Source organism: Chromohalobacter nigrandesensis, assembly GCF_023061285.1.
Lineage (GTDB): Bacteria > Pseudomonadota > Gammaproteobacteria > Pseudomonadales > Halomonadaceae > Chromohalobacter > Chromohalobacter nigrandesensis.
This window is the reverse complement of record NZ_JAKGAM010000007.1, coordinates 101,000-126,039: the sequence shown is the minus strand read 5'-3', so window position 1 is coordinate 126,039 and position 25,040 is coordinate 101,000. Positions and strand designations below refer to the sequence as shown.

The window sequence follows — 25,040 nt, the reverse complement described above, 5'->3', positions numbered from 1 at the left end:
CCGTGCATGCTCATCACGAGGAATCCGATGGCTCGTCCCAGACAGCATGCACCCGAGGTGCTGCATAGCCAGGTCATGGCGGCGTGTGACGCCTGGCTACGCGATAATCCTGTGCATACGCTGTCGCTGCGCTCGTTGGCGCGCGAGGTGGGATGTGCGCCTAGCACGCTGCTGAAACTCTACGGTAGTTTTGGCAACCTGCTGCAATACGTCAACGTCGAGACGCTGAGGCGCCTGCGGGTGGCCGTGGAGGAACTTGAGGGCGCCGATCCCGAGTCGCGTCTGAAGGCATTGGCGACGGCTTATTGGATATTCGCGCAGCATGAGCCCTATCGCTGGCAGATGCTGTTCGAATACCCGCTAGCCCAAGAGGGCGAGCTGGACCAACGTCAGAATGACATGATCGAGGGCCTGTTCGTGCGTGTCGAGGCGGCGCTTGCCGAGTACCAGCCGCTGATGGGGGAACTCGAGGCACGGCGCATGGCGCGTACCCTATGGGGGAGTGTGCATGGTTTGGTTCAACTGGGGCTCAACGAACGTTTGGGCGTCTGGCAGGGCCAGTCGCTGGAAGTCACCGAGTTGCTCGATCAATTGCTGACCACCACGCTGATGGGACTCAAGTACGGTCCGAGAGAGTCGTGATCCCCCGATTGCTTACCCAGCGTCGATTCGCTCCCTTCTTCTGGACACAGGCCCTGGGGGCGTTCAACGACAACGTCTTCAAGAATGTCCTGCTGTTGCTACTGACCTTCGTCGCTGTGCCGCGCTATGGCTGGGACACGGGATTGCTCAACAATCTCGCGGCGGGGCTTTTCATCCTGCCTTTCCTGTTGTTTTCGGCATGGGGCGGCTTACTGGCCGACCGTCTCGACAAGCGTCGTCTGGTCAGACGCCTCAAGGTGCTGGAACTCGTGACCATGAGCATGGCGGCGGCCGCCGTCTGGTACGAGGCCTATGCTGTACTGCTGGCATTGTTGTTCATGATGGGTACCCAGTCGGCGCTCTTCGGGCCGGTGAAGTACGCTATCCTGCCGCAACACTTGTCGCCAACCGAGCTCGTCAAGGGCAACGCCTGGGTCAGCCTGGGTACTTTCCTGTCGATCCTGCTGGGCACGCTGCTGGCAGGGGTGCTGGCGTCGCTCGAGGGTGACTGGGCGCGGGGAAGTATCGCCGCCACCTTAGTGGTGCTGGCGCTCCTGGGGCTTCTCGCTAGCCTGTGGGTGCCGAGTGCACCGCCCACCCAGGTGGGTGCTACGCCGTGGCGACCCTGGCGTGGCGGACGTGAAGTGCTGCGCGACGCCTGGCGTCAGCCGCAAGTGTTTCGCGCCTTGCTGGGCATCAGTCTGTTCTGGTTTCTAGGGGCCTGCTATCTGACCCAGATGCCGGCCTGGACACGCGATGTCGTGCATGGCGATGAAGCCGTGGTCAGTACCTTGCTGGGGGCGTTTGCGCTGGGTGTCGGTGCGGGTGCGCTGCTGTGTGCACGTTTGTCGGCGGGTCGCCTGGAGGTCGGCTTGATCCCGGCCGGTGCCTTGCTCTTCGGCCTGGCCGGTCTCGATCTGGGGTTGAGTCAGCCGCTGGCGGGCAGTCAGTCGGGGTTGGCGACATTGAGCCTGTCGCCGGGTTTCTGGCGGCAGTTTCTCGACTTCGCGGTGATCGGTCTGGGCGGCGGCTTGTACATCGTGCCGTTGTATACGCTGATTCAGATCGAAAGCGACGATGACAATCGCGCCCGCATGATCGCCGCCAACAATATCCTCAATGCACTGTTCATGGTGCTGGCGGCGGGCTTCGGTGTCGTCGTGCTGAGTGCGATCGGCGCCTCGCTGAATACCTTCATGCTGGCCCTGTCGGCGGTGTCCCTGACGCTGGCGGCGATCATCCTGTGTCTGGTGCCGCGTCCGGCACTGCGCCTGTCGATTTTCGTGCTGATCCGGGTGCTGTATCGGCTGCGTTTTCGCGGGCGCCAAGCCGTCCCTGCACGCGGCGCGGCGTTGGTGGTGTGCAACCATGTCAGCTTCATGGATGCCTTGATCCTGGGCGGTGGGTGTCCGCGTCCGCTGCGTTTCTTGATGGATCGTCCCATTTACGAATCCCGGTGGCTCAACTGGTTTTTTCGCATTGCCGGCGCCATCCCGGTGGATTCCGAGCGCTGCGACCCAGGCGGTGTGCGGCGTGCCCTGGATGAAGTGAGTCATGCCTTGCGTCAGGGGGAGGTGGTGATGCTGTTCCCCGAGGGGCGCTTGACGACGGACGGCGAGATGCAGCGTTTTCGCCGTGGCGTGGATATCATCCTGGCGCGAGACCCTGTGCCGGTGGTGCCTGCCGGACTGGCCGGGCTATGGGGATCATGGACTTCGAATCGCGGCGGCAAGGCATTGACCAAGTGGCCACGGCGTTTCCGGGCCCGGGTTGCGCTGCATTTCGGCGACCCTATTCCAGCGGGCGAGGCCAAGCGCGCCGACATGGAGCGGCGCGTGGTCGAGCTCAAGCGCAAGGCCGAGGCCGAGATCGGCGTGACGGCGGATTAACTCAGCGCCCAGGTGCGGCGTGCCGACTGCCAGCAACGCGCCGAGGTGATCAGGTTGTCCTTGATCTGCAGGATTTCCATGCGGATCGCCCCCAGTTGCAGGCAGGCGGGCGCGTCGGGAAAGGCTTCCAGGTGTTCGAGGATCAATCCGTTGAGTGTCTTGGGGCCATCGGTAGGCAACTGCCAGGCGAGTACTTTGTTGATATCGCGGATGTTGGTCGTGCCCTCGATGATATAGCTGCCGTCGTCCTGAGGATGAATCTCGCGATGCGTGGCCGCTTCGTCGGTAGTGAACTCGCCGACGATCTCCTCGAGGATGTCTTCCAGTGTCGCCAACCCTTCTACGTCGCCATATTCGTCGACCACGATGCCGATACGACGCTTCTGCTGCTGGAAATTGAGCAACTGGGTGTGAAGCGGCGTCGATTCGGGAATGAAATAGGGCTCGCGGGCCTCCTGGACGATGGCGGCTTTGGTCACCTCGGGCTTGGAGAGGAAGCGCGCGGCGTTGCGCAGGTGCAGGATGCCGATGATGTTGTTGATGTCGCCTTTGTAGACCGGTACGCGCGTGTGCTGGCTGGAGCGGATCTGGGCGAGGATGGTTTCGAGGTCGTCGTCGAGGTCGATGCCGGCGATTTCCTGGCGTGGCACCATGATGTCGTTGACGGTCACGTTTTCTAGATCGAGGATCGACAGCAGCATGGACTGGTGGCGCCGGGGGATCATGGTGCCGGCCTCGTGAACGACCGTACGCAGTTCGTCACGCGTCAGGTTGTCGGCACTGCCGTCGATATCCTTGACGCCCATGAGCCGCAAAAGGCCATTGGAAATCGCATTGACGAGCCACACCAATGGATAGAAGAGTTTGAGTAGCGGTTCCAGTGCCACGGACGCAGGATAGGCGATGCGTTCTGGTTTGACGGCGGCGAACGTCTTGGGCGTGACCTCGGCGAAGATCAGAATCACGATGGTCAGCACGGCGGTGGAGATGGCCGGTCCGGAGACATCGCCGAAGAAATGGATGGCGATGATCGTAGCAATGGAGGCAGCGAGGTTGTTGACGAAGTTATTGCCGATGAGGATGACACCGATCAGCCGGTCGGGGCGGCTCAGCAGGCGCATTACGCGCTTGGCGGTGCGCTCTCCGCTATTGGCCTGGTGCGACAGACGATAGCGGTTGATCGACATCATTCCGGTTTCCGAGCTGGAAAAGAAGGCGGATAGGCAGATGAGCACGAACAGCAGCGTCAGCAGCAGCCCTAAGGGTATGTCATCGCTCAAGGTGGAGAGGTCCTCGCTTAAAAGCCAACATCGTTTGTAGGGTTTCCCCCCGGAAGTGTCAAGTTGCCGTGCGTTTGCCTAGATATCGTGGAAAATAAGCTGTAGCGCGACCTTGGTGCCGAAGTAGCCGAGCACCAGTAACAGGCAGCCGCCCAGTGTCCAGCGCATCGCGCGCGCGCCGCGCCAACCCAGCCAGTGACGACCGATGAGCAGCCCCGTGAAGACCAGCCAGGCGGCGAGAGAGAATACCGTCTTGTGGACGAGGTGCTGGGCGAAGAGATTGTCGATGAAAATGAAGCCGCTGACGATGGCCGCCGTCAGCAAGAGCAAGCCGGCGCCGATGAGCTCGAACAGCAAGCGCTCCATGCTCGTCAGCGCGGGCAGCACCTGGATGATTCCACGTGTATGACGGCGTTTGAGGGCATGGTTCTGGAATGTCACCAGCACGGCTTGTACCGCCGCGATGCTGAGCAGTGCGGAGGCCACGCTGGAGGTCACGATATGAAAGACGATGCCGGGCGAAACGTTGGATTCGACCATGTGACTGGGGTAAAGCATCAGTGCAATCAGCGTCAGCGCGGCGAGTGGGAAGAGGACGACACCGGCATTCAACAATGGCTTGACCAGACTGACCGCGATCAACAGGGCGGCGATCAACCAACTGAAGAGGGAAGCGCTTTCGAACAGCCCCAGATGCAGGCCTCGACCCAGAAACACACTATGCGCCACGACCACGGCGTGGGCGCTGACCGCGAGCAAGCCCAACGCACGTACCCAGGGCATTCTGGGCGCGACACGCCTGGCAAGCGCCAGCGCCTGCCAGGCGCCTGCGGCGAGATAACAGACAATGGCGAGAATCGCAAAAGGCAGCGCCTGCATCGGTGGCCAATCCCTGCGCCGGTCGGCGTCGAAGAAAATGAAGCGTCAATATCACGTGAGCATGTCACGCGGACTCGAGAGCGTTACTATAGCGAATCCCCGCGCCGTAGCGAATCCCCCCGCCGCTCGTGCATCGTGACGGGTGCATGGAGAGAGTCGCTACGAACGCGTATAATCTTTGTTTCATGCCTAGGCAATTCCTGCCGGAGAGCGCCATGTTTGAAAGTTTGACCGATCGCCTGTCGGGCACACTGAAGTCGATCACCGGTCAGGCCAAGCTGACCGAGGACAACATCAAGGACACGCTGCGCGAGGTGCGTCGTGCGCTGCTGGAGGCCGATGTGGCCCTGCCGGTGGTCAAGGCGTTCGTCGAGCGGGTGCGCGAGCGCGCCGTGGGCCAAGAGGTCTCGCGCAGCCTGTCCCCGGGCCAGCAATTCGTCAAGATCGTCCAGCAGGAGCTGGAAGCGATCATGGGCGAGGCCAACGAGGCGTTGTCGCTCAAGAGCACGCCTTCGGTCGTCTTGATGGCCGGCCTGCAGGGCGCGGGTAAAACGACCTCGGTCGCCAAGTTGGCGCGCTTCCTGCGTGAGCGTGAAAAGAAAAAAGTGCTGGTGGTCTCTGCTGACGTCTATCGCCCGGCCGCCATTGACCAGCTCGAGACGCTGGCCAAAGAGGTGGAGGTCGACTTCTTTCTCTCGACCAGCGCCCAGCAGCCGGCGGACATCGCCCAGGCGGCGATCAAGCATGCCAAGATCCAGTTTCACGACGTGGTGATCGTGGATACCGCCGGTCGACTCTCCGTCGATCAGGCGATGATGGAAGAAATCCAGACCTTGCATGGGGCGATCTCGCCGGATGAGACGCTGTTCGTGGTCGACGCCATGACCGGTCAGGATGCCGCCAATACCGCACAGGTCTTCCATGAAGCGTTGCCGCTGACCGGGGTGATTCTCACCAAGGCCGACGGTGACGCCCGCGGCGGTGCGGCGCTCTCGGTGCGTCATGTCACCGGCAAGCCGATCAAGTTCATGGGCATGGGCGAGAAGGTCGATGCTCTCGAGCCGTTTCACCCGGATCGTGTCGCATCGCGGATTCTAGGCATGGGCGACATGTTGTCGCTCATCGAAGAAGCCGAGCGCAGTGTCGACCAAGGCAAGGCCGAGAAGCTGGCCAAGAAGGTCAAGAAAGGCAACGGTTTCGATCTCGAGGATTTTCGCGAACAGCTCCAGCAGCTCAAGAAGATGGGCGGCATGGGCGGCTTGATGGGCAAGCTACCCGGCATGGGGCAGATGGCCGAAGCCGCGCAGGGACCGGGTGCCGAGAAGGAACTGGGCAAGCTCGAATCGTTGATCAACTCTATGACTCCGAAGGAGCGCCGCAAGCCAGAAATCATCAGCGGTTCGCGCAAGCGTCGCATCGCAGCCGGCGCTGGCTTGCAAGTGCCCGATCTCAATCGTCTGCTCAAGCAGCATAAGCAGATGCAGAAGATGATGAAAAAGGCCGGCAAGAAAGGCGGCATGCAGAAAATGATGCGCGATATGGGCGGTGGCTCAGGTGGCATGGGTGGTCCAGGTGGCATGGGCGGCCCTGGTGGTATGGGTGGCCCAGGCATGGGCGGTGGCCCCGGTGGCGGCCTTCCGCGCCGTCGATAGCGCCTTTCGTTGTCAAGGAAAAAGGTTTCCAATACGGGCCTTTTTCCGTAGAATGCTGCGTCTTCGCAGGTGGGTCTTGCCCGCCGCGACAGTTCGTGGCGTAACGTAAAACTTCAACCGTAGGATTATAACGCATGGTTACCATCCGTTTGGCCCGTGGTGGCGCCAAGAAGCGTCCCTTTTACCACCTCACCGTCAGCGACTCGCGCAAGTCTCGCGATGGCCGTTTCATCGAGCGTATCGGCTTCTTCAACCCGGTCGCCCGCGGTCAGGAAGAGCGTCTGCGCGTCGATCTCGAGCGTGCCGAGCATTGGCAGGGGCTGGGTGCTCAGCTCTCCGATCGCGTCGCTGAGCTTCTGAAAGAAGCACGCAAGCAGCAAGCGTGAGTGCACTGCCCTCTATGTCGCACGAGACCGGTCGCGCCGATGCGGCGCAAGACGACGAGCATGTGGTGCTTGGTCGCCTGACCAGTCCCTACGGCGTGAAAGGGTGGTTGAAGGTGTATTCGTACACCAGCCCCATCGAGGGCATCTTCGAGCATGCTGAATGGGTGTTGTCACTGCGCGGCGAGTACCTCGAGTGCAAGCTGAATCAGGGGCGCCCCCATGGAAAAGGGCTGGTCGCCAGCCTTGAAGGCATCTCGAGCCGCGAACTGGCCGAACGTTGGGCCGGCGCGGATATTCTCCTGCCCAAGCAGGCGTTGCCGGCGCTCGCGCCGGGCGACTATTACTGGTATCAGCTCGAAGGCTTGCGAGTCGAGACACTGTCCGGTGAATGTCTGGGGCAAGTGAATTATCTCTTCGAGACGGGTGCCAACGATGTGTTGGTGATCAAGCCCTGCGAGGCGAGTCTCGATGACCGGGAGCGGTTATTACCGTTTCTGCCCGACGGCGTGATCCGCGAAGTGGATCTCGATGCCGGGCGTATGACAGTGGATTGGGATCCTGAATTCTGACGCCGTATCGCCGGTGTCATTGGTCGAGTGATGAAGCCGTGTGGATTGGTGTTGTCTCCTTGTTCCCGGAGATGTTCGAGGCGATCACTCGTTACGGCGTAACGGGGCGTGCCGTCGACCAGGGATTGCTAGTGGTGGATTTCTGGAATCCCCGGGATTACGCCACGGATAAGCACCGCACGGTGGATGATCGGCCTTATGGCGGTGGTCCCGGCATGCTGATGAAGGTCGACACGCTACGACCCGCCATCGCCGAGGCTCGCCGTGACGCCGAACGCCGTGGTTGTGCGCCGGAGCGCACTCGCGTGGTTTATCTGTCGCCTCAGGGACGGCGGCTCGATCAACGCGGTGTGCGGGAGCTGGCCGACCTGGAGGCACTGATCGTTGTCGCTGGTCGTTACGAAGGTATCGACGAGCGAGTGGTCGAGGCCGACATCGACGCAGAATGGTCGATCGGCGATTATGTGCTCAGCGGGGGTGAATTGCCGGCCATGGTGATGGTCGATGCCGTCTCCCGGCTGGTGCCGGGTGTGCTCGGTCATGGCGATTCGGCACTCGAGGATTCCTTTAGCGAGGGGCTTCTGGATTGCCCGCATTACACGCGTCCCGAGACGATCGATGGGCGTGGTGTGCCGGACATCCTGCTGAGTGGCAACCACGCGGCGATTCGCCGTTGGCGGCTGAAGCAGTCCCTCGGGCGCACCTGGCTCAGGCGACCCGACCTTCTCGAAGGTCGCGCTCTGGATCGCGAGCAGCAACGATTGCTCGACGAGTTCATCGCAGAAGATGCCGCGAGTCAGCACGTCGGCAGGACGGAGGAGCGACGGACGCTCGACGAATGAGCGCCGCGCGTCACCCATTACGTCGATTCCCGCGTTTCGCGACGCCGGGATCACGACCGACTCTCGACACAATGAAGAGACGGTCATCCAAATATCAAGGAGTTTAGTCATGAGTAGCAAGAACAAAGTGATCCAGGCGCTCGAAACCGAGCAGATGAGCAAGAATATTCCGGAATTCTCGCCGGGTGACACCGTGACCGTTCAGGTCAAGGTCGTGGAAGGTAACCGTGAGCGTCTGCAGGCTTTCGAAGGTGTGGTGATCGGCAAGCGTAACCGCGGGCTCAACTCCGCCTTCACCGTGCGCAAGGTTTCCCACGGTGTCGGCGTCGAGCGTACTTTCCAGACGTACAGCCCGCTGGTCGACTCCATCGAGGTCAAGCGTCGCGGTGACGTGCGCCAGGCCAAGCTGTACTACCTCCGCGAGCGTAGTGGCAAGTCCGCTCGTATCAAGGAAAAGCTGACTCGTTAAGCGGCTTGCGGCGTCGTCGAGACGTCATGAGCGCTTCCTTTGGCGGGCGCTCGACGAAAACCCTGCGGGCCCTTGGCTCGCGGGGTTTTTGCATATGGGGTAGGCGAAGACGGCGCGAGGAGGGCAGAATCGGTGGATGATCTCGAGTGGCGTGATGCTTTTCTCGATGGGCTCTGGCTGGAGCGTGGGTTGAGTCGGCATACGCTGGACGCCTATCGGCGCGATCTGGATGCCTGGCTCGCGCACCTCACGTTGCGTGGCGAGCGTCTGTTGGCCCCCGGGGGAAACGCGCTGGAGACGTTTCTGACGGCGCGTCGCGAGCACTATCATCCTCGCTCGGTGGCACGCCTGCTGTCTTGCCTGCGGCGCTTCTATCGCTGGGCGCTGGCCGAGGGGCATATCGCCCATGATCCTCTGGCCGAGGAGCGTGCGCCCAAGGCCGTCGCCCGGTTGCCCAATACCCTGGATGAAGCCGAGGTTGAGCGTCTGCTCGAGGCCCCGGACCTGGATACCTCGCTGGGGCTGCGCGACCGCACCATGCTCGAGGTGTTGTATGGATGTGGTCTGCGCGTCTCCGAACTGGTCGGCTTGACGGTGGATGCGGTCAACTTGCGTCAAGGCGTGCTGCGCGTGCTCGGCAAGGGCGATAAGGAGCGCTTGGTCCCGCTGGGCGAGGAGGCGACCGCATGGCTTGAGCGCTACCTGCGGCAAGGGCGTGGGGGCTTGATGAACGATCCGACGCGACCGCCCTTGTTTCCCGGACGCCATGATGGGTTCATGACCCGCCAGACGTTCTGGCATCGTATCAAGCGGCATGCCGTGGTGGCTGGTATCGACAAGCCCCTTTCGCCACACACGCTGCGCCATGCATTCGCCACGCATCTGTTGAATCATGGCGCCAATTTGCGTGTCGTACAGTTGTTGCTGGGACACAGTGATCTGTCGACCACGCAAATCTATACCCAGGTGGCCCAAGCGCGCCTGGAAGCGCTGCACGCCCAACATCATCCTAGAGGTTGATCATGTCTAGAGCCGTATTGTCCGTAATGGGGGGCGCCCTGGCCCTTCTGGCCGCGCCGCTAAGCCTTGCTGCACCCCCCGAGGGGCTGGCTGACAAGCTGACCCACAACGGGCAGCCGATGCCGGTAGCGTCGATCGAGGAGTCGCCGTTATCGGGGCTCTATGAAGTGCGCCTCGAGAGCGGCGAAACCCTGTATACAGATGCCGACGGGGAATACATGGTGGTCGGTGACCTGTATCGAAACCGCGACGGGCAGATGGTCAACCTGACCGAACGTGCCGCCAACGAGCGCCGCCAGGCGCGTCTCGATGACGTCCCCGAGGATGAGCGCGTCATCTACAAGCCTGCCGGCGAGGTCAAGGCACGCATTACCGTCTTTACCGATACCTCGTGCCCTTATTGCCAAAAACTGCATAAGGAAGTTCCCCGTCTCAATCGGATGGGAATCGAGGTAGACTATCTGGCCTTTCCACGTGCCGGTGTCGACTCCGAGGCGGCACGCGTGCTGAGCCAGGCCTGGTGCGCCGACAACGCCACCGAGGCGCTCACCGGCGCGATGGGCGGAGAAACCCCGGACGCCACGGCGCAGTGCGAGGCACCAGTGGCCGAGCAGTACGAACTTGGACGTGAGCTGGGGATTCAGGGGACGCCCGCCATCGTGTTGCCGAATGGCCGTATGGTACCGGGGTACGTGCCGGCCGAGCGGCTGGCGTCGATGCTCGGCATCCAGCAATGACCGAGCGACGATAAATAGGATGACCTCCGACGCTAGGCAGAGGAGGTCCGCTGGACACATACACTGAGCAAGGGGAGCGTGACGTTGAAACCGGTGAGAGTAGGTATCTGTGGGCTAGGGACCGTGGGTGGCGGTACCTTCAATGTGTTGACGCGTAATGCGGACGATATCGCTCGTCGCGCCAGTCGACCGATTATCGTCGAGCAAGTCGGTACGCGTCGCGATAACCCGCAATGCGAAACCGCCGGGGTCAAGGTCACCCGCGATGTCTTCGAGGTGGCACGCAATCCCGATGTCGATGTACTGGTCGAGTTGATCGGCGGCTACGACGTAGCTCGCGAGCTGGTGATGACCGCCATCGAGAACGGCAAGCACGTGGTCACCGCCAACAAGGCGTTGATCGCCGTGCACGGCAACGAGATATTCCAGGCCGCCCACGAGAAGGGCGTGATCGTGGCCTTCGAGGCGGCCGTGGCCGGTGGCATCCCGGTGATCAAGTCGTTGCGTGAAGGCCTGGGTGCCAACCGCATTCAATGGCTTGCCGGCATCATCAACGGCACCGGCAACTACATCCTGACCCACATGCGTGACGAAGGCCGCGCCTTCGACGATGTACTCGCCGAGGCGCAGGCGCTGGGCTATGCCGAAGCCGATCCGACCTTCGATGTCGAAGGCATCGACGCCGCGCATAAGCTGACCATCCTGGCGTCGATTGCCTTTGGTGTGCCGCTGCAGTTCGATAAGGCTTATACGGAAGGCATCTCGCGGGTCACCGCCGAGGATGTCGAGCAGGCCGATCAACTGGGTTACATCATCAAGCATCTGGGGCTTTCCAAGCGCACCGACCAGGGACTCGAACTGCGGGTGCATCCGACCTTGATCCCCAAGGAACGCCTGCTGGCAAGCGTGCATGGCGTCAAGAACGCCATCGCGGTGATGGGCGATGCCGTGGGGCCGACGCTTTACTATGGCGCCGGCGCGGGGGCCGAGCCTACGGCTTCGGCGGTGGTCGCCGACCTGCTCGACGTGGCGCGTGATATCACCACCGAGCACCATTACCGGGTGCCGTATCTGGCCTTCAGCGGCATCGACGAGGCCGATGGCTCGCTGCCGATACTGCCCATGGAGGACATCGTCACCGCCTATTACCTGCGTCTGCTGGCGGTGGACCGCCCGGGCGTGCTGGCACGGGTGGCGACGATCCTCTCAGAGCAAGGGATCTCCATCGAGGCGATCATCCAGAAGGAAGCCATCGAAGGTGAGCTGGTCCCCATCATCCTGATGACGCACCGCACCCGCGAGCAGCACATGAACCAAGCGATCCGTCAGCTCGAATCGCTGGCCGATATCGCCGGTCCGGTGACGCGGATTCGCGTCGAATCGCTCGACGAGCAGGAATAAAGCGCCGGTTTCGGGGCGCTATAACAGTGGCTTCGAGTGACGAGCCGCGAGCTTCGAGCAACAACAGCTCGGAGCCCGCGGCTCGAAGCTCGCCACTCACGGAGTGAAGCATGCGTTATATCAGTACGCGCGGCCAGGCGCCGGCGCTGAGTTTCGAAGAAGTGGTGCTGACCGGGATGGCCTCCGATGGCGGTCTTTACGTGCCGGAGACGATTCCCACGCTCTCGACGGAAGAGCTCGAGGCGATGGCGGGGCTTTCCTATGCCGAGGTCGCCTTTCGGGTGATGAAACCCTTCGTCAACGGCGAGATCGACGACGATACCTTCCGCGCCCTGGTCAAGGACGCCTACGCGACCTTCAGCCACGATGCCGTGGTGCCGCTGAATCAACTCGACGCCAATCACTTCCTGCTCGAGCTGTTTCACGGCCCGACGCTGGCGTTCAAGGATATCGCCCTGCAGTTGCTGGGGCGCATCCTCGATCACTTCCTGGCCAAGCGCGGCGAGCGTGCGGTGATCATGGGGGCGACATCCGGCGATACCGGGTCGGCGGCGATCGAGGGCTGTCGGCATTGCGACAACCTTGACATCTTCATCCTGCATCCGCATAACCGGGTCTCCGAGGTGCAGCGCCGGCAGATGACCACGGTGCTCGCCGATAACGTCTTCAATATCGCCATCGAAGGCGATTTCGACGCTGCTCAGGCGATGGTCAAGGCCAGCTTCGCCGACCAGGGCTTCCTCAACGGTACGCGGTTGGTGGCGGTCAACTCCATCAACTGGGCGCGCATCATGGCGCAGGTGGTCTACTATGTGGCCTCTGCGGTGGCCCTGGGCGCGCCGCATCGCGAGGTGAGCTTCTGCGTGCCGTCGGCCAATTTCGGTAACGTCTTCGCCGGCTACGTGGCCTATCGCATGGGCTTGCCGGTCAAGCAGTTCGTCGTCGCGACCAATGCTAACGACATCCTGCATCGCACCCTGGCCGACAATGATTTCTCCAAGCAGGCGCTCAAGGCGACCCTGGCACCGTCGATGGATATCGTGGTGTCGTCGAATTTCGAACGCTTGCTGTTCGAGGCTTACGACCGCGATGGCGATGCCGTGCGCGATTTGCTCGAGCGCTTCCAGCAAGAACCCGCAGTACTCGCCGAAGCGCCGTTGGCCAAACTGCGCGAGAAATTCGCCAGCCATAGCGTTGATGACGCCACCATCCTCGAGGTGATTCGCGAAGCGCATGGGCGTACCAAGGAGTTGCTCGATCCGCATACCGCGACGGGCTATCGCGCCGCCGAGCGTGTGCGTACGGATGCCGCGACGCCGATGATCACCCTGGCGACCGCGCATCCGGCCAAGTTCGCCGACGCGGTGCTCCAGGCAGGCTTCGAGGGCGTGCCGCTGCCTGAGCACATGGCCGACTTGCTCGAGCGCGAAGAGCGCTACAGCGTGCTGCCGGCCGAGCTCGAGGCGGTGCAAGCCTTCGTCGCCGAACAGCGCCGCTGATGTTTCAGGGCGTCGTGGTGATCCGCGACGCCCCGGTTTGCCATCCCGCCGTCTCCCGAGGAGTCATCCTTGTCAGTAGCCGAGCATGATCCGCAACGCCTGCTGAATCGCCGTATCCTGTCTCGCCCGCGCGATGAGGATGTCTATCGCCGCGCGCAGTCGGCCGGGCTCAGCGAACTGCAGGCGCGGATACTCGCCGGGCGTCTGCACGACTACACGGACGATATCGCGTCGCTGATCGACCCCAGCCTGCGCTATCTGGCGCATCCCGAGCGTCTGCAGGACGCGCGCCGTGCCGCCGAGCGGATCGCCCTGGCGGTGGCCGAGGGCGAGCATATCGGCATCTTGACCGATTACGACGTCGACGGTATCACCTCGCACGTCGTCATTCTGCGGACCCTGAATGAGTTGTTCGGCGTACCGATGCACAAGCTGCATAGCTTGATCGGGCATCGTATCTTCGATGGCTACGGCATCAGTCTGCCGCTGGTGGAGCGCACCCTGGCGTTGTCGCCACGACCCAGTCTGGTGATCACCGCCGACTGCGGCAGCTCCGACGAGCCGCGTATCGCGCGCCTGCGTGAGGCGGGGCTCGATGTCGTGGTCACCGACCATCACGCCTTGCCGACGGCGGGACCGCCGGCGTCGGCGTATGCCACCGTCAATCCCACGCGCAGCGATTGCGATTACCCGGATCCCACCATCGCCGGTTGTATGGTGGCGTGGCTGACCATGTCACTGACGCGCTCAGTGCTCATCGAGCAGGGCGTGGCTTCGCCCTCGATTCCGAAGCTATCGCCGTGGCTGTCCTACGTGGCACTGGGCACCGTGGCGGATTGCGTCTCGTTGGGCGCGAGCCCCGCCAACCGCGCCGTGGTCAGCCATGGGCTGACGCTGATCAACCGCATGGGCGCTGCCTGCTGGCGGGTCATGGCCGAGCGACTGGGGGACGACAGCGTACCCTTCGATGCTGAGACCCTGGCCTTTCAGATGGGGCCGCGCATCAACGCGCGCTCGCGCCTCGACGATCCCTACGCGGCGCTGCATTTCATGCTCGCCGCCGACGACGCCTCGGCGCGGCGTCATCTCGAAGTGCTGGATACCGATAACCAGTCGCGCAAGGCGATCGAGGCGGACATGGTCGAGAGCGCCCGGGCATTGGCGCTCGACGCGCTGGCCGAGGGGGCGTCGGCCATCGTGGTCTTCCTCGAGGACGGCCATGCCGGCGTGCAGGGCATCGTCGCCTCGCGCCTGGTGCAGGCCTTCGGGCGTCCCACGCTGGTGCTTACACCGGCCGCCGCGCCGGGGATGTTGACCGGGTCGGGACGCTCCATCGAGGGGTTGCATCTGCGCGATGCACTGCAGCGTGCGCATGAACTGGCCCCCGAGGCATTGCCGCGTTTCGGTGGGCATCGGGGCGCGGCGGGTATCGGCGTACCGCGCGAGCGTCTGGCGCAATTTCGCGATGCCTTTCTCGTGGCGGTCGAGGAACAACTCGGTGGCCGCGCACTTTTCCCCTATGTGCTGACCGACGGCGCCTTGACGCCCGAGCAGCTATCGCTGGCGGCGGTGGACGAGCTGGCGCGCCTGGCGCCCTACGGTCGCGAGTTCGACGCGCCGCTGTTCGACGGCGAGTTTCGCATCGAGCAGCTACGCCCGGTGGGCGCCGAGGGCAACCATCTGATGCTCGAGCTCTCGTGCGGCACGGTGAGCCTCAAGGCGATCTGGTTTCGCGCCCTGACACCCGGCGAACTGCCGCCGTTCGGGCTCGGTGACCGACTGCGCTGTGCCTATAAGCTATCGCGCAATCGCTGGCGGGGGCGTGAATCCTTGCAGTTGATGGTCGAGCATGCCGAGCCTGTTTAAGAGGGAAGAGGGAAGAGGGAAGAGGGAAGAGGGAAGAGGCGGGAGCGATTCTGTTTCCCTGGGGTTTCTTCCAGCCGCGTAGCGGCGTTCTTCCTTCTTCAAGACGCGTAGCGTCGTACTGACGTCTTCCCTCTCAGTAATTCGGCCAGACGCCGGGCGTGGCCAGTTCCAGCAAATGGCCGTCGGGGTCGCGGAAGTAGAGGCTTTCACCGCCCTTCGGCCAGTGGGTGCGACCTTCGATGGGAACGTCGTGTGCGGCGAGTTGGTCCTCCCACTCGGCTAGTGCCTCTGGGGTAATGGCCAGCGCCAGATGCACACGCCCGGTGCCGTCGTGGGGCGGTATGGTGCCCATGCCGTGCGGCAGGGTCACGGTTTCCTGGGTACTGCCTTGTTGAAACAGCAGCAACACGCTGCTCGGCCCGGCCTCGTACGCGGTGAAGCGATGATCGGCAGTGAAGGCCGTCAGCTCCATCACGTTCTCGAAGAAGGCCCGGGCACGGGCCATGTCGGTGACGTAGAGGGCGGTTTCGAGAACGCCTTGAATGCGTGGCATATCACTCCCCGTTTACCGCGACGCAATGCCCCCAGCATAGCCATCACACGGCAATGATCTCAACGTGGCGATAGCCAGAACCACCAGACGATGCCGGCGATCAATGCCAGCCCGATCAGGTTGATGAGGAACGTCATGCGGCCTCCTCAGACGTTTTGGCACTGTGTGCCGTGGATTTGAATAGCCTCAAGCGGTTGGCGTTGCTGACCACGGTGACCGAGGACAGCGACATGGCCACGGCGGCGACGATGGGCGAGAGCAGTATTCCCGTCAGCGGATAGAACACCCCGGCGGCGATGGGAATCCCCAGGCCGTTGTAGCCGAAGGCGCCCCACAGGTTCTGTTTGATGTTGCGCAACGTGGCGCGGCTGATCTCGATGGCATCGGCCACGCCGTGTAGCGAGTTGCGCATCAGCGTGATGCCGGCCGATTCGATCGCCACGTCGGTGCCCTGACCGATGGCGAAGCCCACGTCGGCCTGTGCCAGGGCCGGGGCGTCGTTGATGCCGTCGCCGGTCATGCCGACGAGATGCCCGTCGCGTTGCAACTGCGCGACGATCTCGCGCTTGTCCTCCGGCAAAAGTTCGGCTTCGACGCGCGCGATACCCAGCGCCTTCGCCACGGCCTGGGCGGTATGCGCATTATCGCCGGTCAGCATGACCACCTCGATGCCGTCCGCCTGCAAGCGCGCCACGGCGTCGCGGCTATCCTCACGTAGCGGGTCGCTGATGCCGAAGACGCCCAATACCTGTCCATCGGCGGCCAGGTACAGCGGTGTCTGTGCCTTGTCTTCGAGCTCGGCGCCCCAGGCCTGGGCCTGGCCCAGTTCGACATCGCCGTCGCGCATCAACGCGGCATTGCCCAGGCGCAACGACTGGTTGGTGTCGGTGACGGCGGTGACGCCACGCCCGCTGAGCGCCTGAAACTCGTGGAGTTCGGGAAGCGCGGTCTGCGTGGCGCCCTGCTGCTCGGCGTAGTCGCCGAGTGCCTCGGCGAGCGGGTGCTCGGAGCCACGTTCGAGGGCCGCTACCCAGCTCAATGCTGTTTGGGTATCCTCGGTGGCCCACTGGGCGGCGGTCACGCGCGGGCGCCCCTCGGTCAGCGTGCCGGTCTTGTCGACCACCAAGGTCGTCAGCTTGCTGGCGGTCTGCAGCGCATCGCCGTCGCGTACCAGGATGCCGTGCTCGGCGGCCTTGCCGACACCGATCATGGTCGACATCGGTGTCGCCAGCCCCAGGGCACATGGGCAGGCGATGATCAGTACGGTAGTGGCGGTAACCAGCATGTGGACCAACTGCGGCGCGGGGCCGAAGTTGAACCAGACCAAGGCCGTGAGGACGGCGATGATCAACACGCTGGGCACGAAGATGGCAGAAATCCGGTCGGCCAGGGCGCCGATGGGCGGGCGCGAGTTCTGGGCGCTGGCCACTTGCTCGACGATGCGCCCCAGGCGGCTGTCGGCGCCGATACGGGTGGCGATATAGACCAGCGTGCCACGGCCGTTGACCGTGCCCGCACTGACCTCGTCGCCGGGATGCTTGGCGACGGGCTGAGGCTCGCCGGTCAACATCGCTTCGTCGACATGACTGTCGCCTTCCTCGACACGGCCATCCACGGCCAGGCGCTCGCCGGGACGCACGCGAATGCGGTCATCGACGGCGACGTCGTCGAGCGGCACGTCGCGCTCGTCGCCGTCGCGAATCACTCGAGCGGTGGGTGCCTGCAGGTCGAGCAGGCGATTGAGCGCCCGTGAGGTGCGCCCTCGGGCGCGCAACTCCATGGCATTGCCGAGGCTGATCAGGCCGATGATCATCACCGAGGCTTCGAAATAGAGACCGCGCGCGGCGACTGGAATCGCCTCGGGGATCAGCACCACCGTCATCGAATAGAGCCAAGCGGTGCCGGTGCCGACGGCGATCAGGGTATCCATGTTGGCCTGGTGATGACGGAAGGTTTTCCAGGCATTGATGAAGAAGCGACGCCCCGCCGTAGCCATGATGCCCAGCGTGAGCAAACCGATCAGCAGCCAGACCCAGCGCTCCATACCGCTCAGATGTGGATGATGAAACAGCATGCTGCCCATCAGCAGCACCCCGGGAATGAGCCCCAGTGCTGTGTCGCGAAGCCGCTGGCGGTACTCGCGCGCTTCGTTGTGCTCGCGGGTGCGCGACGCCTGGCCGAGATCCTCGATGGGCTCGGCGCCGTAGCCGACCGCTTCGACGGCTTCGACCAATTGCTGGGGACGCGCGTCACCGACGACCTCGGCGGTATGCGAGCCGAAGTTGACGCTGGCCGAGCGCACGCCGGGCGTGGCGTTCAGGGCCTGGGTAACGGTATTGACGCAGCCGGCGCAGGTCATGCCGGACAACGATAGACGAATCGGCGCCCCGTCGGGTCTTGTCTCGGCGTCTTGCCGGTCGCCACTCGAGGCCGTCGAAGGCGTCGTTGACGCGCTGTCGTCGGCGATATTCGTCGTTGTCGGCGGATAGCCGGCCTGCTCGAGCAATGCGCTCAGACGCGCCGCGTCCAGAGATGACTCGACGTCGAGACGCTTATCGGCGGGCTCGCCGGTGACCTCGGCCTGGGCGTCTTCAGCTCGGATCGCCTCGCGCATGCGTTTGACGCAACCCTGGCAGTTCATGCCGGGCACGCTGAAAGAATGGGGAGCCATCGTGCTCATCTTGCGTTCTCCGTTGGCTGCGCTCATGGCGCCTGGCGTGAGAAATCGTCGTCACCCTCCATGGGCAAGCTCTCGATCAGCCGACACAGGCTATGGCCGTCGGGCGTGCCATCCGGCATGTCCCGCCAGGAGGACAAGGCGTGTTCCATGCGCGTTGCCAGGGCCTGCAACTCGCGGATGCGCGCCTGAATCTCCGGCAAGCGTTCGGCCAGCAGGTCGCGCACCATGGGGCACGGGGAGTCGCCGTGATCGGCGTGCTCGAGGATCTCGCGTACCTCGCGAAGGCTGAATCCCAGCGTGCGTGCGCGCTGAATGAAGCGCAGGCGATTGAGGTCGTCGGCATCGTAGAGCTGATAGCCGTTGTCGGGATCGCGCTGCGGATGCAGTAGCCCCTCACGCGTGTAATGGCGCACCGTTTCGCCGGTGACGTCGGTGGCTCGGGCCAGATCGCTGACTTTCATGGCGCCCTCCTGAGTAGTATGGGAAGTCTAAAACCTTTGGGTAACACAAAGGTCAAGATGATCTTGGACTCTTCCTGTGATCTCCAGGCAACAGACTGAAATGCATGAATAAATGAGACTACTCCCCGGAGAGAGGCTAGGTGAGAGACGACTGATAAGACTAAAGGATGAGCGTTTTAAAGATTAAAACAAACGTTCGCTCTTGACTTGCAAACGGCCATCAGCCAAAACGAAGAGGCACGCCATTATTCGGGCAAGGGTAAAAATCTAGACGATTTTCGCCTCCACGTCTCCGCAGAAGAGGACGTTTTCATGCATAACAACATTAACAAGCTCACGCTTGCCGTGACTCTGGCATCCGCCGTGATAGCGTCTGGACAGGCCGCAGCCTCGGGATTTCAGGTTCGTGAACAGAGCGCCAAGGTACTGGGCAACGCCATGGCAGGTGCTGCGGCTGGTGCCGAGGACGTCAGCTACATGACCTACAATCCGGCGGCTATCGGGAATGTCGAGGGCACCCAAGTGGCTGGCGGTATTTCCTATATCGATGCCAGCTTCGAATTGACCGATGCGTCGGCTAGCCCAGCCGGGTCACCTTTGAGCTATGATCGTGGCGGCTCGCGCAAAGGCGGTGAGGAAGCCTGGGTGCCCAGCTTTGCCTTCAAGACGCGCCTGGATGAACGCTTCGACTTGGGGCTTGCGATCTCCGCGCCGTATGGCCTCTCGACGAAGTATGACAAGGAGTGGATCGGCCGCTATCACGCCGTTGAAACCGAGCTCGAGACCATCGATATCCAGCCGACGCTGAACTATCGCGCCACCGATCGTCTCAACTTGGCGGTGGGTCTGCGTGCTCAGTATGCTGACGCTACTCTGTCTAATGCCATCGATCTCGGTGGCAGTTCTGGCAATCCCGCCTTGGTTGGCAATGCCGATGGCATGGCCGAGGTGACCGGCGATGATTGGGGCTACGGCTACACGCTGGGTGCGCTTTTTCAGGCCACCGAGCGGACACGCCTGGGCATCAGCTATCGTTCAGAGGTCGAGCTGACGCTGGACGGTAACGTTGACTACAGCTCCGACAACGCGTTCGGGCAACAAATTCTGGCGAGGGCCCAGCGCATGGGACGCTTTCAGGATGCTGGAGGCAAGGCGGATTTGACCACGCCGGCCAACCTCAACCTTGGTATCTACCACCAATTGACCGACCGGCTCGCCTTGATGGCCAATGCCGAATGGACGGAATGGAGCAGCTTCAAGGAGCTGACCGTCGAATCTGGTGGCCGCGAATTGAGCACTACGACCGAAAACTGGGACGATACCTGGGCCTTCTCGGTCGGGGCCAACTATCAGCTCAATCCGCAGTGGTTGCTGCGCGCTGGCTTAGGAGTCGACGAATCCCCGGTGCCGGACAGCGAGCATCGTACGCCGCGCGTGCCAGATGCCGACCGCCGTTGGGCGACTCTTGGTGCGACTTGGATGCCGACGTCGGAGTTTGGCGTGACGGCGGGATACATGCGCGTGTTCGGTGATGACGGCGATATGGACCAGAACGCAACGCCGACCAACGAGAATGCCAGCCGTGGCGATCTTTCCGGGACCTATGAAGTGGATGCCAACGTCTTCGCGCTCTCGATGGATTATCGTTTTTGAGAGAGAGGTCTTGTACAGCGTCTATAACGACGAACCCCGGCAAATGCCGGGGTTCGTCGTTTCAGGTCCAGCCTAAGGCCATGTCAGTGACAAAGGTGGTGCACGGCCTTCTTTGAACCTCTCACTTGAGAGGTTTCAAGGGGCTCCAGTCCTTGCGGTTGGCCAGAAACTCGGGCCGCGGGCGGTTACCGCAGTACGGGTCGTGCAGCGTGTTCTCGACACTGTTGTAGACGAAGAACAGGTTGCTGCGTGGCCAGCACGACATGTTGAGGTTCGAGCCATGCATGGTATTGCACTCGAACATCACCAACGAGCCGACAGGCCCCTTGGGTGCCTCGATATCGCCCTGGAGCATCAGCTCGCGCAGGCTGGCGTTGTCCGGTACGCCGATTTCCTGACTCTTCAGCGACTCCTTGTAGTTGTTCTCCGGCGTGCGGCCCACGCAGGGAACGAAGTAATTGTGCGAGCCGGGTACCAGCATCAGCGGGCCGTTGAATTCACCGTTTTCGGTGAGAATGATCGAACAGCTCACCGAGCGCATGCGGGGCATGCCGTCTTCGCTGTGCCAGGTTTCGAAATCGGAATGCCAGTCGAAGCCCTTGCCCTTGAAGCCGGGCTTGTAGTTGATCCGCGACTGGTGGATATAGGCATCACCGCCGAGGATCTGCTGGACCATCGCCAGCAGGCGCGGGTCACGGGTCAGGCGGCTGAAACGCTCGGATACCTCGTGGATGCCGAAGATCGAACGAATTTCCTGCTTGCTTGGCTCGAGGATGGTGCCTTCCGAGAGCTTGAGGTCATCGTCGTTCTCGTAGTCGGCCAACTCGTCCAGGAACGCGGCCATCTCGTCTTCGTTGAAGAATCCTTCGAAGGAAAGGAAGCCCTTGCGTTCGAATTCGTCGAGCTCGGCTTCGCTGAGCGGCCCCTTGCGTTGCTCGCCTTCGCTATGCACTACCGGGTCGATGCGCTCGAACATCCCCAGTTTGCGTTCCAGGCGCGTCGGGAACAGATCTTGAGTCTCTTTCATTGCAAACTCCTCCATTAGTCTGCTTTGAAACGGTGTCGCTACCGTTCGCATATAACCGTAGCTGGGCAAGCTAACGTCGACAACACCGTCATATATCCACGCTAGCCATCCTGGCTAGCGTGGATGCCGAGGCTAAGCTCCAATCCTGCGCTTGTATTTAGCATGTGTTAAGGCACGCTCGATTCGACTCACAATCAGAAAATCCGACCGCATGGCCGGATTTTGCTTGGCATCATATTCGCGACTTACTTTTCTCGGACATGTTTTTCGAAAGAGTAAGAGCGTCACGCCGGGAACAACGCTGCTCCCGGCGTGTAGACCAACGTTGGTCAGAAGTTATAGCGCACCAGTAGATCAGTCTCGTCGTTTCCGAGATTGCTGCTGCCATCGGCTTCCACCGAGTCGTCGAACTTGCGCTCCAAGGCGATAATCAGGTTGTCGTCGAGGGTTAGCCAAGCGGCGCCGGCCAGGTAGAAGGCATCACGCGCGTCGGAGTTGGAGTCCTCGAGACGATTGAACCCCGTATAGAGTTGCACTGTTCCTGGCACTTGGTGCTTGACGTTGTACAGTGCCACGCCCTCGTAACCACGTGCTTCGTCGATGATGCCGTCGGCTTCGTCGGTGCCGGTGAAGCTACTGCCACGAACCAGGTTATGGTATTCACCGCCGCTCAGTGCGAAGTACCAATTGCCGGGTGTCCAGCGGGCTGCAAGCAAGCCGGCATCGACATTCTCAGAGGTCTTGCCGTCGCCAGCGGTTTTGCCGTCGATAGCGCTATGGGTATAGGTGGCGCCGAACGACCAGTCATCGCTGGGCTTGTAAACCACTGCACCTTGGCCGGTATAGTCACGTTCGTAGCCCTCCAGGTTGCCTGTGTAGCCGGCGTTGGTGGGCACGTCGTCGCGTGATGTCTGATAAAGCACGCCTACCGTCCAGTCACCGAAGGTGTTCTTGTAGGTGGCGGCATTGTCGGGGCGACCGTTACCCTCGAAGCCGCCATCGCCGGCCGCGCCGTTGAAGCTTCCCTGGGCAGTGGCGCCGTTGTACCAGAACCAGTCGGTCCAGTAGGCGACCATGTCATACCATAGTGAGTATTGCTTGCCGACCAACAGCGTTCCGTAGTCATCGTGGCTGACCCCTGCGTAGAGCATGCGCTTGTAATGGGCGTCGGTGCCATCCTCGAAGAACGGATCGAAGCCCCATTCGGCGCGGGCGACGGATGACCAGCCACCCTGGAAGTTGTGTTCGTGGATCAGTCGGACCCGCGAGCCTGCATTGACCGGATCGTGGTCGTCGTCGACCTCGTCGACAAAGCTACTACCGGCGGCGATACGTCCGCTGAGGGTGAGTTTGTCGCGGGTGGTTTCATACAGGGTGGCGGCAATGGCCTGTTGGGTCGTAAGGGCGGCGGCGATTGCAATGGCCAAACCGGTCAGTTTGCGATTGTTATTCATGAAAAAACCTTGTGAGTCATTGTGTTTCTTGTTGTCCGCAGATAGCGGTTTCATGGCTTTGGCTTACTGGCCGTCGAGATATTCCTCGAGCGACAGTTGCCGATCGCTGTCCTTATCGAGAGTGCCGAAAGTGGACAGTAGGTCGGTATCGGTACGTGCTTCGCTGGGATCGATGGTGCCGTTACCATCGGTATCGAGTTCGTTGAAATGCGCGATCTGCTCAGGTGGTGCGCTCATCTCGAGCTTGCCGCGCTCGAAGCTACCTTCACCATCGCCGGGCGGGGCATAGCCCTGACAACCGGCCAGCACCAGCAGGCTTGCAGTGATCAAACATCCAGTTTTCTTGTGCATCTAAAAGCTCCTTGACGGAGTGTGTTTTGGGGCAAGTGCCCCACCAAACGGCCGCAGGTGCCCTAGGCAGGCGCCGTTAGCGCCTGCAGCCGAAGTCGTTTGTTCTTGGAGTTAATGCGTGCGGTTCAGGCGGCGTCGTCGACGAAGGCGGCCCTCATCAGTTCTTGTGTATAACGCTCGCGCGGCTGGGCGAAAATCTCCTCGGTGGTGCCTTGCTCGACCACCTGACCTTCCTTCATCACCAGCACCGTGTCGGCCAAGGCGCGTACCACCGAGAGATCGTGGCTGATGAACAGGTAGGTCAGGTCATGCTTTTGCTGCAGGTTGCGCAGCAGGTCGATCACCGTGACCTGCACCGAGCGGTCCAGCGCCGAGGTGGGTTCGTCGAGCAGCAGGAATTCCGGCTTGAGCACCAGCGCCCGGGCGATGGCGATACGCTGACGCTGGCCGCCGGAGAACTCGTGGGGATAGCGGTTGCGCATCGCCGGGTCGAGCGCGACTTCCTCGAGCGCCTCGATGACCTGCGCTTCGCGTTGGCGGCGGTTGAATTCCGGATGATGTACGCGCAGCCCCTCGCTGATCACCTCGCCGACGGTCATGCGTGGCGACAGCGAGCCGAAGGGGTCCTGGAAGACCACCTGCATGCGTGAACGCAGCGGGCGCATGCTGCCGGTATCGAGGGCGGCGATATCGCTGCCGTCGAAGCGAATCTCGCCGCGACTCTTGAGGAGTCGCAACAGCGCCCGGCCGAGCGTCGACTTTCCCGAGCCGGACTCGCCGACGATGCCCACGGTCTGGCCGCGACGAATGCTCAGGTCGATGCCGCGTACCGCCTCGAAGTATTCGCTGGCGCGGAACAAGCGCTTCTTGAGCGCGAAGCGCACACGCAGGTCTTTCGCTTCCAGCAGCATCGGCATCGTCGTGTCGACGGGAGCCTTGCGGCCATGCGGGTCGGCATCGATCAGCATGCGTGTGTAAGCGTGTCGGGGATTGCCGAACACTTCGCCGGTGGTGCCTGATTCGACGAGTTCGCCGTGGCGCATCACGCACACCCGGTCGGCGAAGTGGCGGACGATTCCCAGGTCGTGGGTGATGAACAAAATCGCCATGCCGTAGCGCGCCTGCAGGTCCTTGAGAAGCGCCAGGATCTGCGCCTGCACAGTGACGTCGAGCGCGGTGGTCGGTTCGTCGGCGATCAACAGCTCGGGCTCACAGGCCAGCGCCATGGCGATCATCACCCGCTGGCGTTGGCCACCGGAGAGCTCGTAGGGATAGCTGTCGATGCGCCGTGAAGGTTCGGGAATGCCGACTTGCTCGAGCAGTTCGATGACCTTGGGGCGCGCTTGGCGTCCATTGAGGCCGAGGTGCTTTTCCAGCACCTCGGCGATCTGCCGACCGATGCGCTGCAAGGGGTTGAGCGAGGTCATCGGCTCCTGGAAGATCATCGAAATGGCGTTGCCGCGGATGCGGCGCATGCGCTTGGGCGTGGCGCTCAACAGGTCCTCGCCCTTGAAGCGAATGGCACCAGACGTTCGCGCCAGCTCGGGCAACAGCCGCATCGCGGCGGTGGATGACACCGACTTGCCGGAGCCGGACTCGCCGACCAGCGCCAGCGTCTCGCCAGGCTGGATGGAGAAACTGACGTCCTTGACCGCCGAGACGGTGCCGTTGGGCAGTTGGAAGTCGACGCTCAAGTTGTCGATTTCAAGCAGATTGTCAGCCACGGTCAC

General features: G+C 62.3%; 22 protein-coding genes. 13 read left to right on the top strand and 9 right to left on the bottom strand.

Annotation, left to right across the window (positions count from 1 at the left end; all coding sequences use genetic code 11):
* Positions 1-27 precede the first annotated feature (27 nt).
* Both L1073_RS10625 and L1073_RS10620 read left to right on the top strand, forming a co-directional pair.
* Positions 28-642: a TetR/AcrR family transcriptional regulator gene (locus tag L1073_RS10625; protein WP_246899139.1), complete on the top strand. Its 615-nt coding sequence runs from the start codon at positions 28-30 to the stop codon at positions 640-642.
* Positions 639-2,531 (top strand): MFS transporter, encoded by a 1,893-nt coding sequence (locus tag L1073_RS10620; RefSeq protein WP_246899137.1) that lies wholly within the window; start codon positions 639-641, stop codon positions 2,529-2,531. The genes L1073_RS10625 and L1073_RS10620 overlap by 4 nt, the downstream gene beginning before the upstream one ends.
* Here L1073_RS10620 and L1073_RS10615 read toward each other — a convergent pair.
* Positions 2,528-3,811, bottom strand: a complete 1,284-nt coding sequence (locus L1073_RS10615; RefSeq protein ID WP_246899136.1) for an HlyC/CorC family transporter — start codon at positions 3,809-3,811, stop codon at positions 2,528-2,530. The genes L1073_RS10620 and L1073_RS10615 overlap by 4 nt on opposite strands.
* Positions 3,812-3,889: 78 nt before the next feature.
* Positions 3,890-4,690 (bottom strand): cytochrome C assembly family protein, encoded by an 801-nt coding sequence (locus tag L1073_RS10610; protein ID WP_246899135.1) that lies wholly within the window; start codon positions 4,688-4,690, stop codon positions 3,890-3,892.
* Between the two features lie 215 nt (positions 4,691-4,905).
* Here L1073_RS10610 and ffh point away from each other — a divergent pair, with 215 nt between their 5' ends.
* The 10 genes from ffh (at position 4,906) to L1073_RS10560 (ending at position 15,131) form a co-directional block, all read left to right on the top strand.
* The gene (gene ffh, locus L1073_RS10605) at positions 4,906-6,342 is read left to right on the top strand and encodes a signal recognition particle protein (protein WP_246899133.1); all 1,437 of its coding nucleotides are present in this window, start codon (positions 4,906-4,908) and stop codon (positions 6,340-6,342) included.
* A 134-nt stretch (positions 6,343-6,476) separates the two neighbouring features.
* Positions 6,477-6,728 carry a 30S ribosomal protein S16 gene (rpsP, locus tag L1073_RS10600; protein ID WP_075367760.1) on the top strand — a complete coding sequence of 84 codons (252 nt, stop codon included), beginning with the start codon at positions 6,477-6,479 and terminating at the stop codon, positions 6,726-6,728.
* 14 nt (positions 6,729-6,742) lie between these two features.
* Positions 6,743-7,297, top strand: coding sequence for a ribosome maturation factor RimM (gene rimM / locus L1073_RS10595; RefSeq protein WP_246899185.1), 555 nt, complete (start codon positions 6,743-6,745; stop codon positions 7,295-7,297).
* A gap of 38 nt (positions 7,298-7,335) precedes the next feature.
* Complete coding sequence (trmD, locus tag L1073_RS10590) at positions 7,336-8,139, top strand: tRNA (guanosine(37)-N1)-methyltransferase TrmD (protein WP_246899131.1); 804 nt, start codon at positions 7,336-7,338, stop codon at positions 8,137-8,139.
* Between the two features lie 109 nt (positions 8,140-8,248).
* Complete coding sequence (gene rplS, locus L1073_RS10585; protein WP_246899129.1) at positions 8,249-8,608, top strand: 50S ribosomal protein L19; 360 nt, start codon at positions 8,249-8,251, stop codon at positions 8,606-8,608.
* Between the two features lie 132 nt (positions 8,609-8,740).
* Positions 8,741-9,628 (top strand): site-specific tyrosine recombinase XerD, encoded by an 888-nt coding sequence (gene xerD / locus L1073_RS10580; protein ID WP_246899128.1) that lies wholly within the window; start codon positions 8,741-8,743, stop codon positions 9,626-9,628.
* Between the two features lie 2 nt (positions 9,629-9,630).
* Positions 9,631-10,365, top strand: coding sequence for a DsbC family protein (locus tag L1073_RS10575; RefSeq protein ID WP_246899127.1), 735 nt, complete (start codon positions 9,631-9,633; stop codon positions 10,363-10,365).
* An 84-nt stretch (positions 10,366-10,449) separates the two neighbouring features.
* A complete protein-coding gene (locus tag L1073_RS10570) occupies positions 10,450-11,766 on the top strand; it encodes a homoserine dehydrogenase (protein WP_246899125.1) in 1,317 nt (438 codons plus the stop codon).
* Between the two features lie 110 nt (positions 11,767-11,876).
* Positions 11,877-13,265: a threonine synthase gene (thrC, locus tag L1073_RS10565; RefSeq protein ID WP_246899123.1), complete on the top strand. Its 1,389-nt coding sequence runs from the start codon at positions 11,877-11,879 to the stop codon at positions 13,263-13,265.
* 69 nt (positions 13,266-13,334) lie between these two features.
* Positions 13,335-15,131 carry a single-stranded-DNA-specific exonuclease RecJ gene (locus L1073_RS10560; RefSeq protein WP_246899122.1) on the top strand — a complete coding sequence of 599 codons (1,797 nt, stop codon included), beginning with the start codon at positions 13,335-13,337 and terminating at the stop codon, positions 15,129-15,131.
* A 133-nt stretch (positions 15,132-15,264) separates the two neighbouring features.
* On the opposite strand, the gene L1073_RS10555 is transcribed toward L1073_RS10560, so the two are convergent.
* From L1073_RS10555 to L1073_RS10545, 3 genes are all read right to left on the bottom strand, one after another.
* Positions 15,265-15,684, bottom strand: coding sequence for a VOC family protein (locus L1073_RS10555; protein ID WP_246899120.1), 420 nt, complete (start codon positions 15,682-15,684; stop codon positions 15,265-15,267).
* A 133-nt stretch (positions 15,685-15,817) separates the two neighbouring features.
* Complete coding sequence (locus L1073_RS10550) at positions 15,818-18,364, bottom strand: heavy metal translocating P-type ATPase (RefSeq protein ID WP_246899118.1); 2,547 nt, start codon at positions 18,362-18,364, stop codon at positions 15,818-15,820.
* Positions 18,365-18,387: 23 nt separating this feature from the next.
* Positions 18,388-18,825 (bottom strand): MerR family transcriptional regulator, encoded by a 438-nt coding sequence (locus tag L1073_RS10545; RefSeq protein WP_246899116.1) that lies wholly within the window; start codon positions 18,823-18,825, stop codon positions 18,388-18,390.
* A 312-nt stretch (positions 18,826-19,137) separates the two neighbouring features.
* Between L1073_RS10545 and L1073_RS10540 the strand changes: the two genes are divergently transcribed.
* The gene (locus tag L1073_RS10540) at positions 19,138-20,478 is read left to right on the top strand and encodes an OmpP1/FadL family transporter (RefSeq protein WP_246899114.1); all 1,341 of its coding nucleotides are present in this window, start codon (positions 19,138-19,140) and stop codon (positions 20,476-20,478) included.
* 121 nt (positions 20,479-20,599) lie between these two features.
* On the opposite strand, the gene thpD is transcribed toward L1073_RS10540, so the two are convergent.
* The 4 genes from thpD to L1073_RS10520 all read right to left on the bottom strand — a co-directional run bounded on the left by thpD (position 20,600) and on the right by L1073_RS10520 (position 25,034).
* Positions 20,600-21,505: an ectoine hydroxylase gene (gene thpD / locus L1073_RS10535; protein WP_246899112.1), complete on the bottom strand. Its 906-nt coding sequence runs from the start codon at positions 21,503-21,505 to the stop codon at positions 20,600-20,602.
* Between the two features lie 329 nt (positions 21,506-21,834).
* Complete coding sequence (locus L1073_RS10530; protein WP_246899111.1) at positions 21,835-22,959, bottom strand: porin; 1,125 nt, start codon at positions 22,957-22,959, stop codon at positions 21,835-21,837.
* Positions 22,960-23,022: 63 nt separating this feature from the next.
* Positions 23,023-23,310: an EF-hand domain-containing protein gene (locus L1073_RS10525; protein ID WP_246899109.1), complete on the bottom strand. Its 288-nt coding sequence runs from the start codon at positions 23,308-23,310 to the stop codon at positions 23,023-23,025.
* 125 nt (positions 23,311-23,435) lie between these two features.
* Positions 23,436-25,034 (bottom strand): ABC transporter ATP-binding protein, encoded by a 1,599-nt coding sequence (locus tag L1073_RS10520; protein ID WP_246899107.1) that lies wholly within the window; start codon positions 25,032-25,034, stop codon positions 23,436-23,438.
* Positions 25,035-25,040 lie beyond the last annotated feature (6 nt).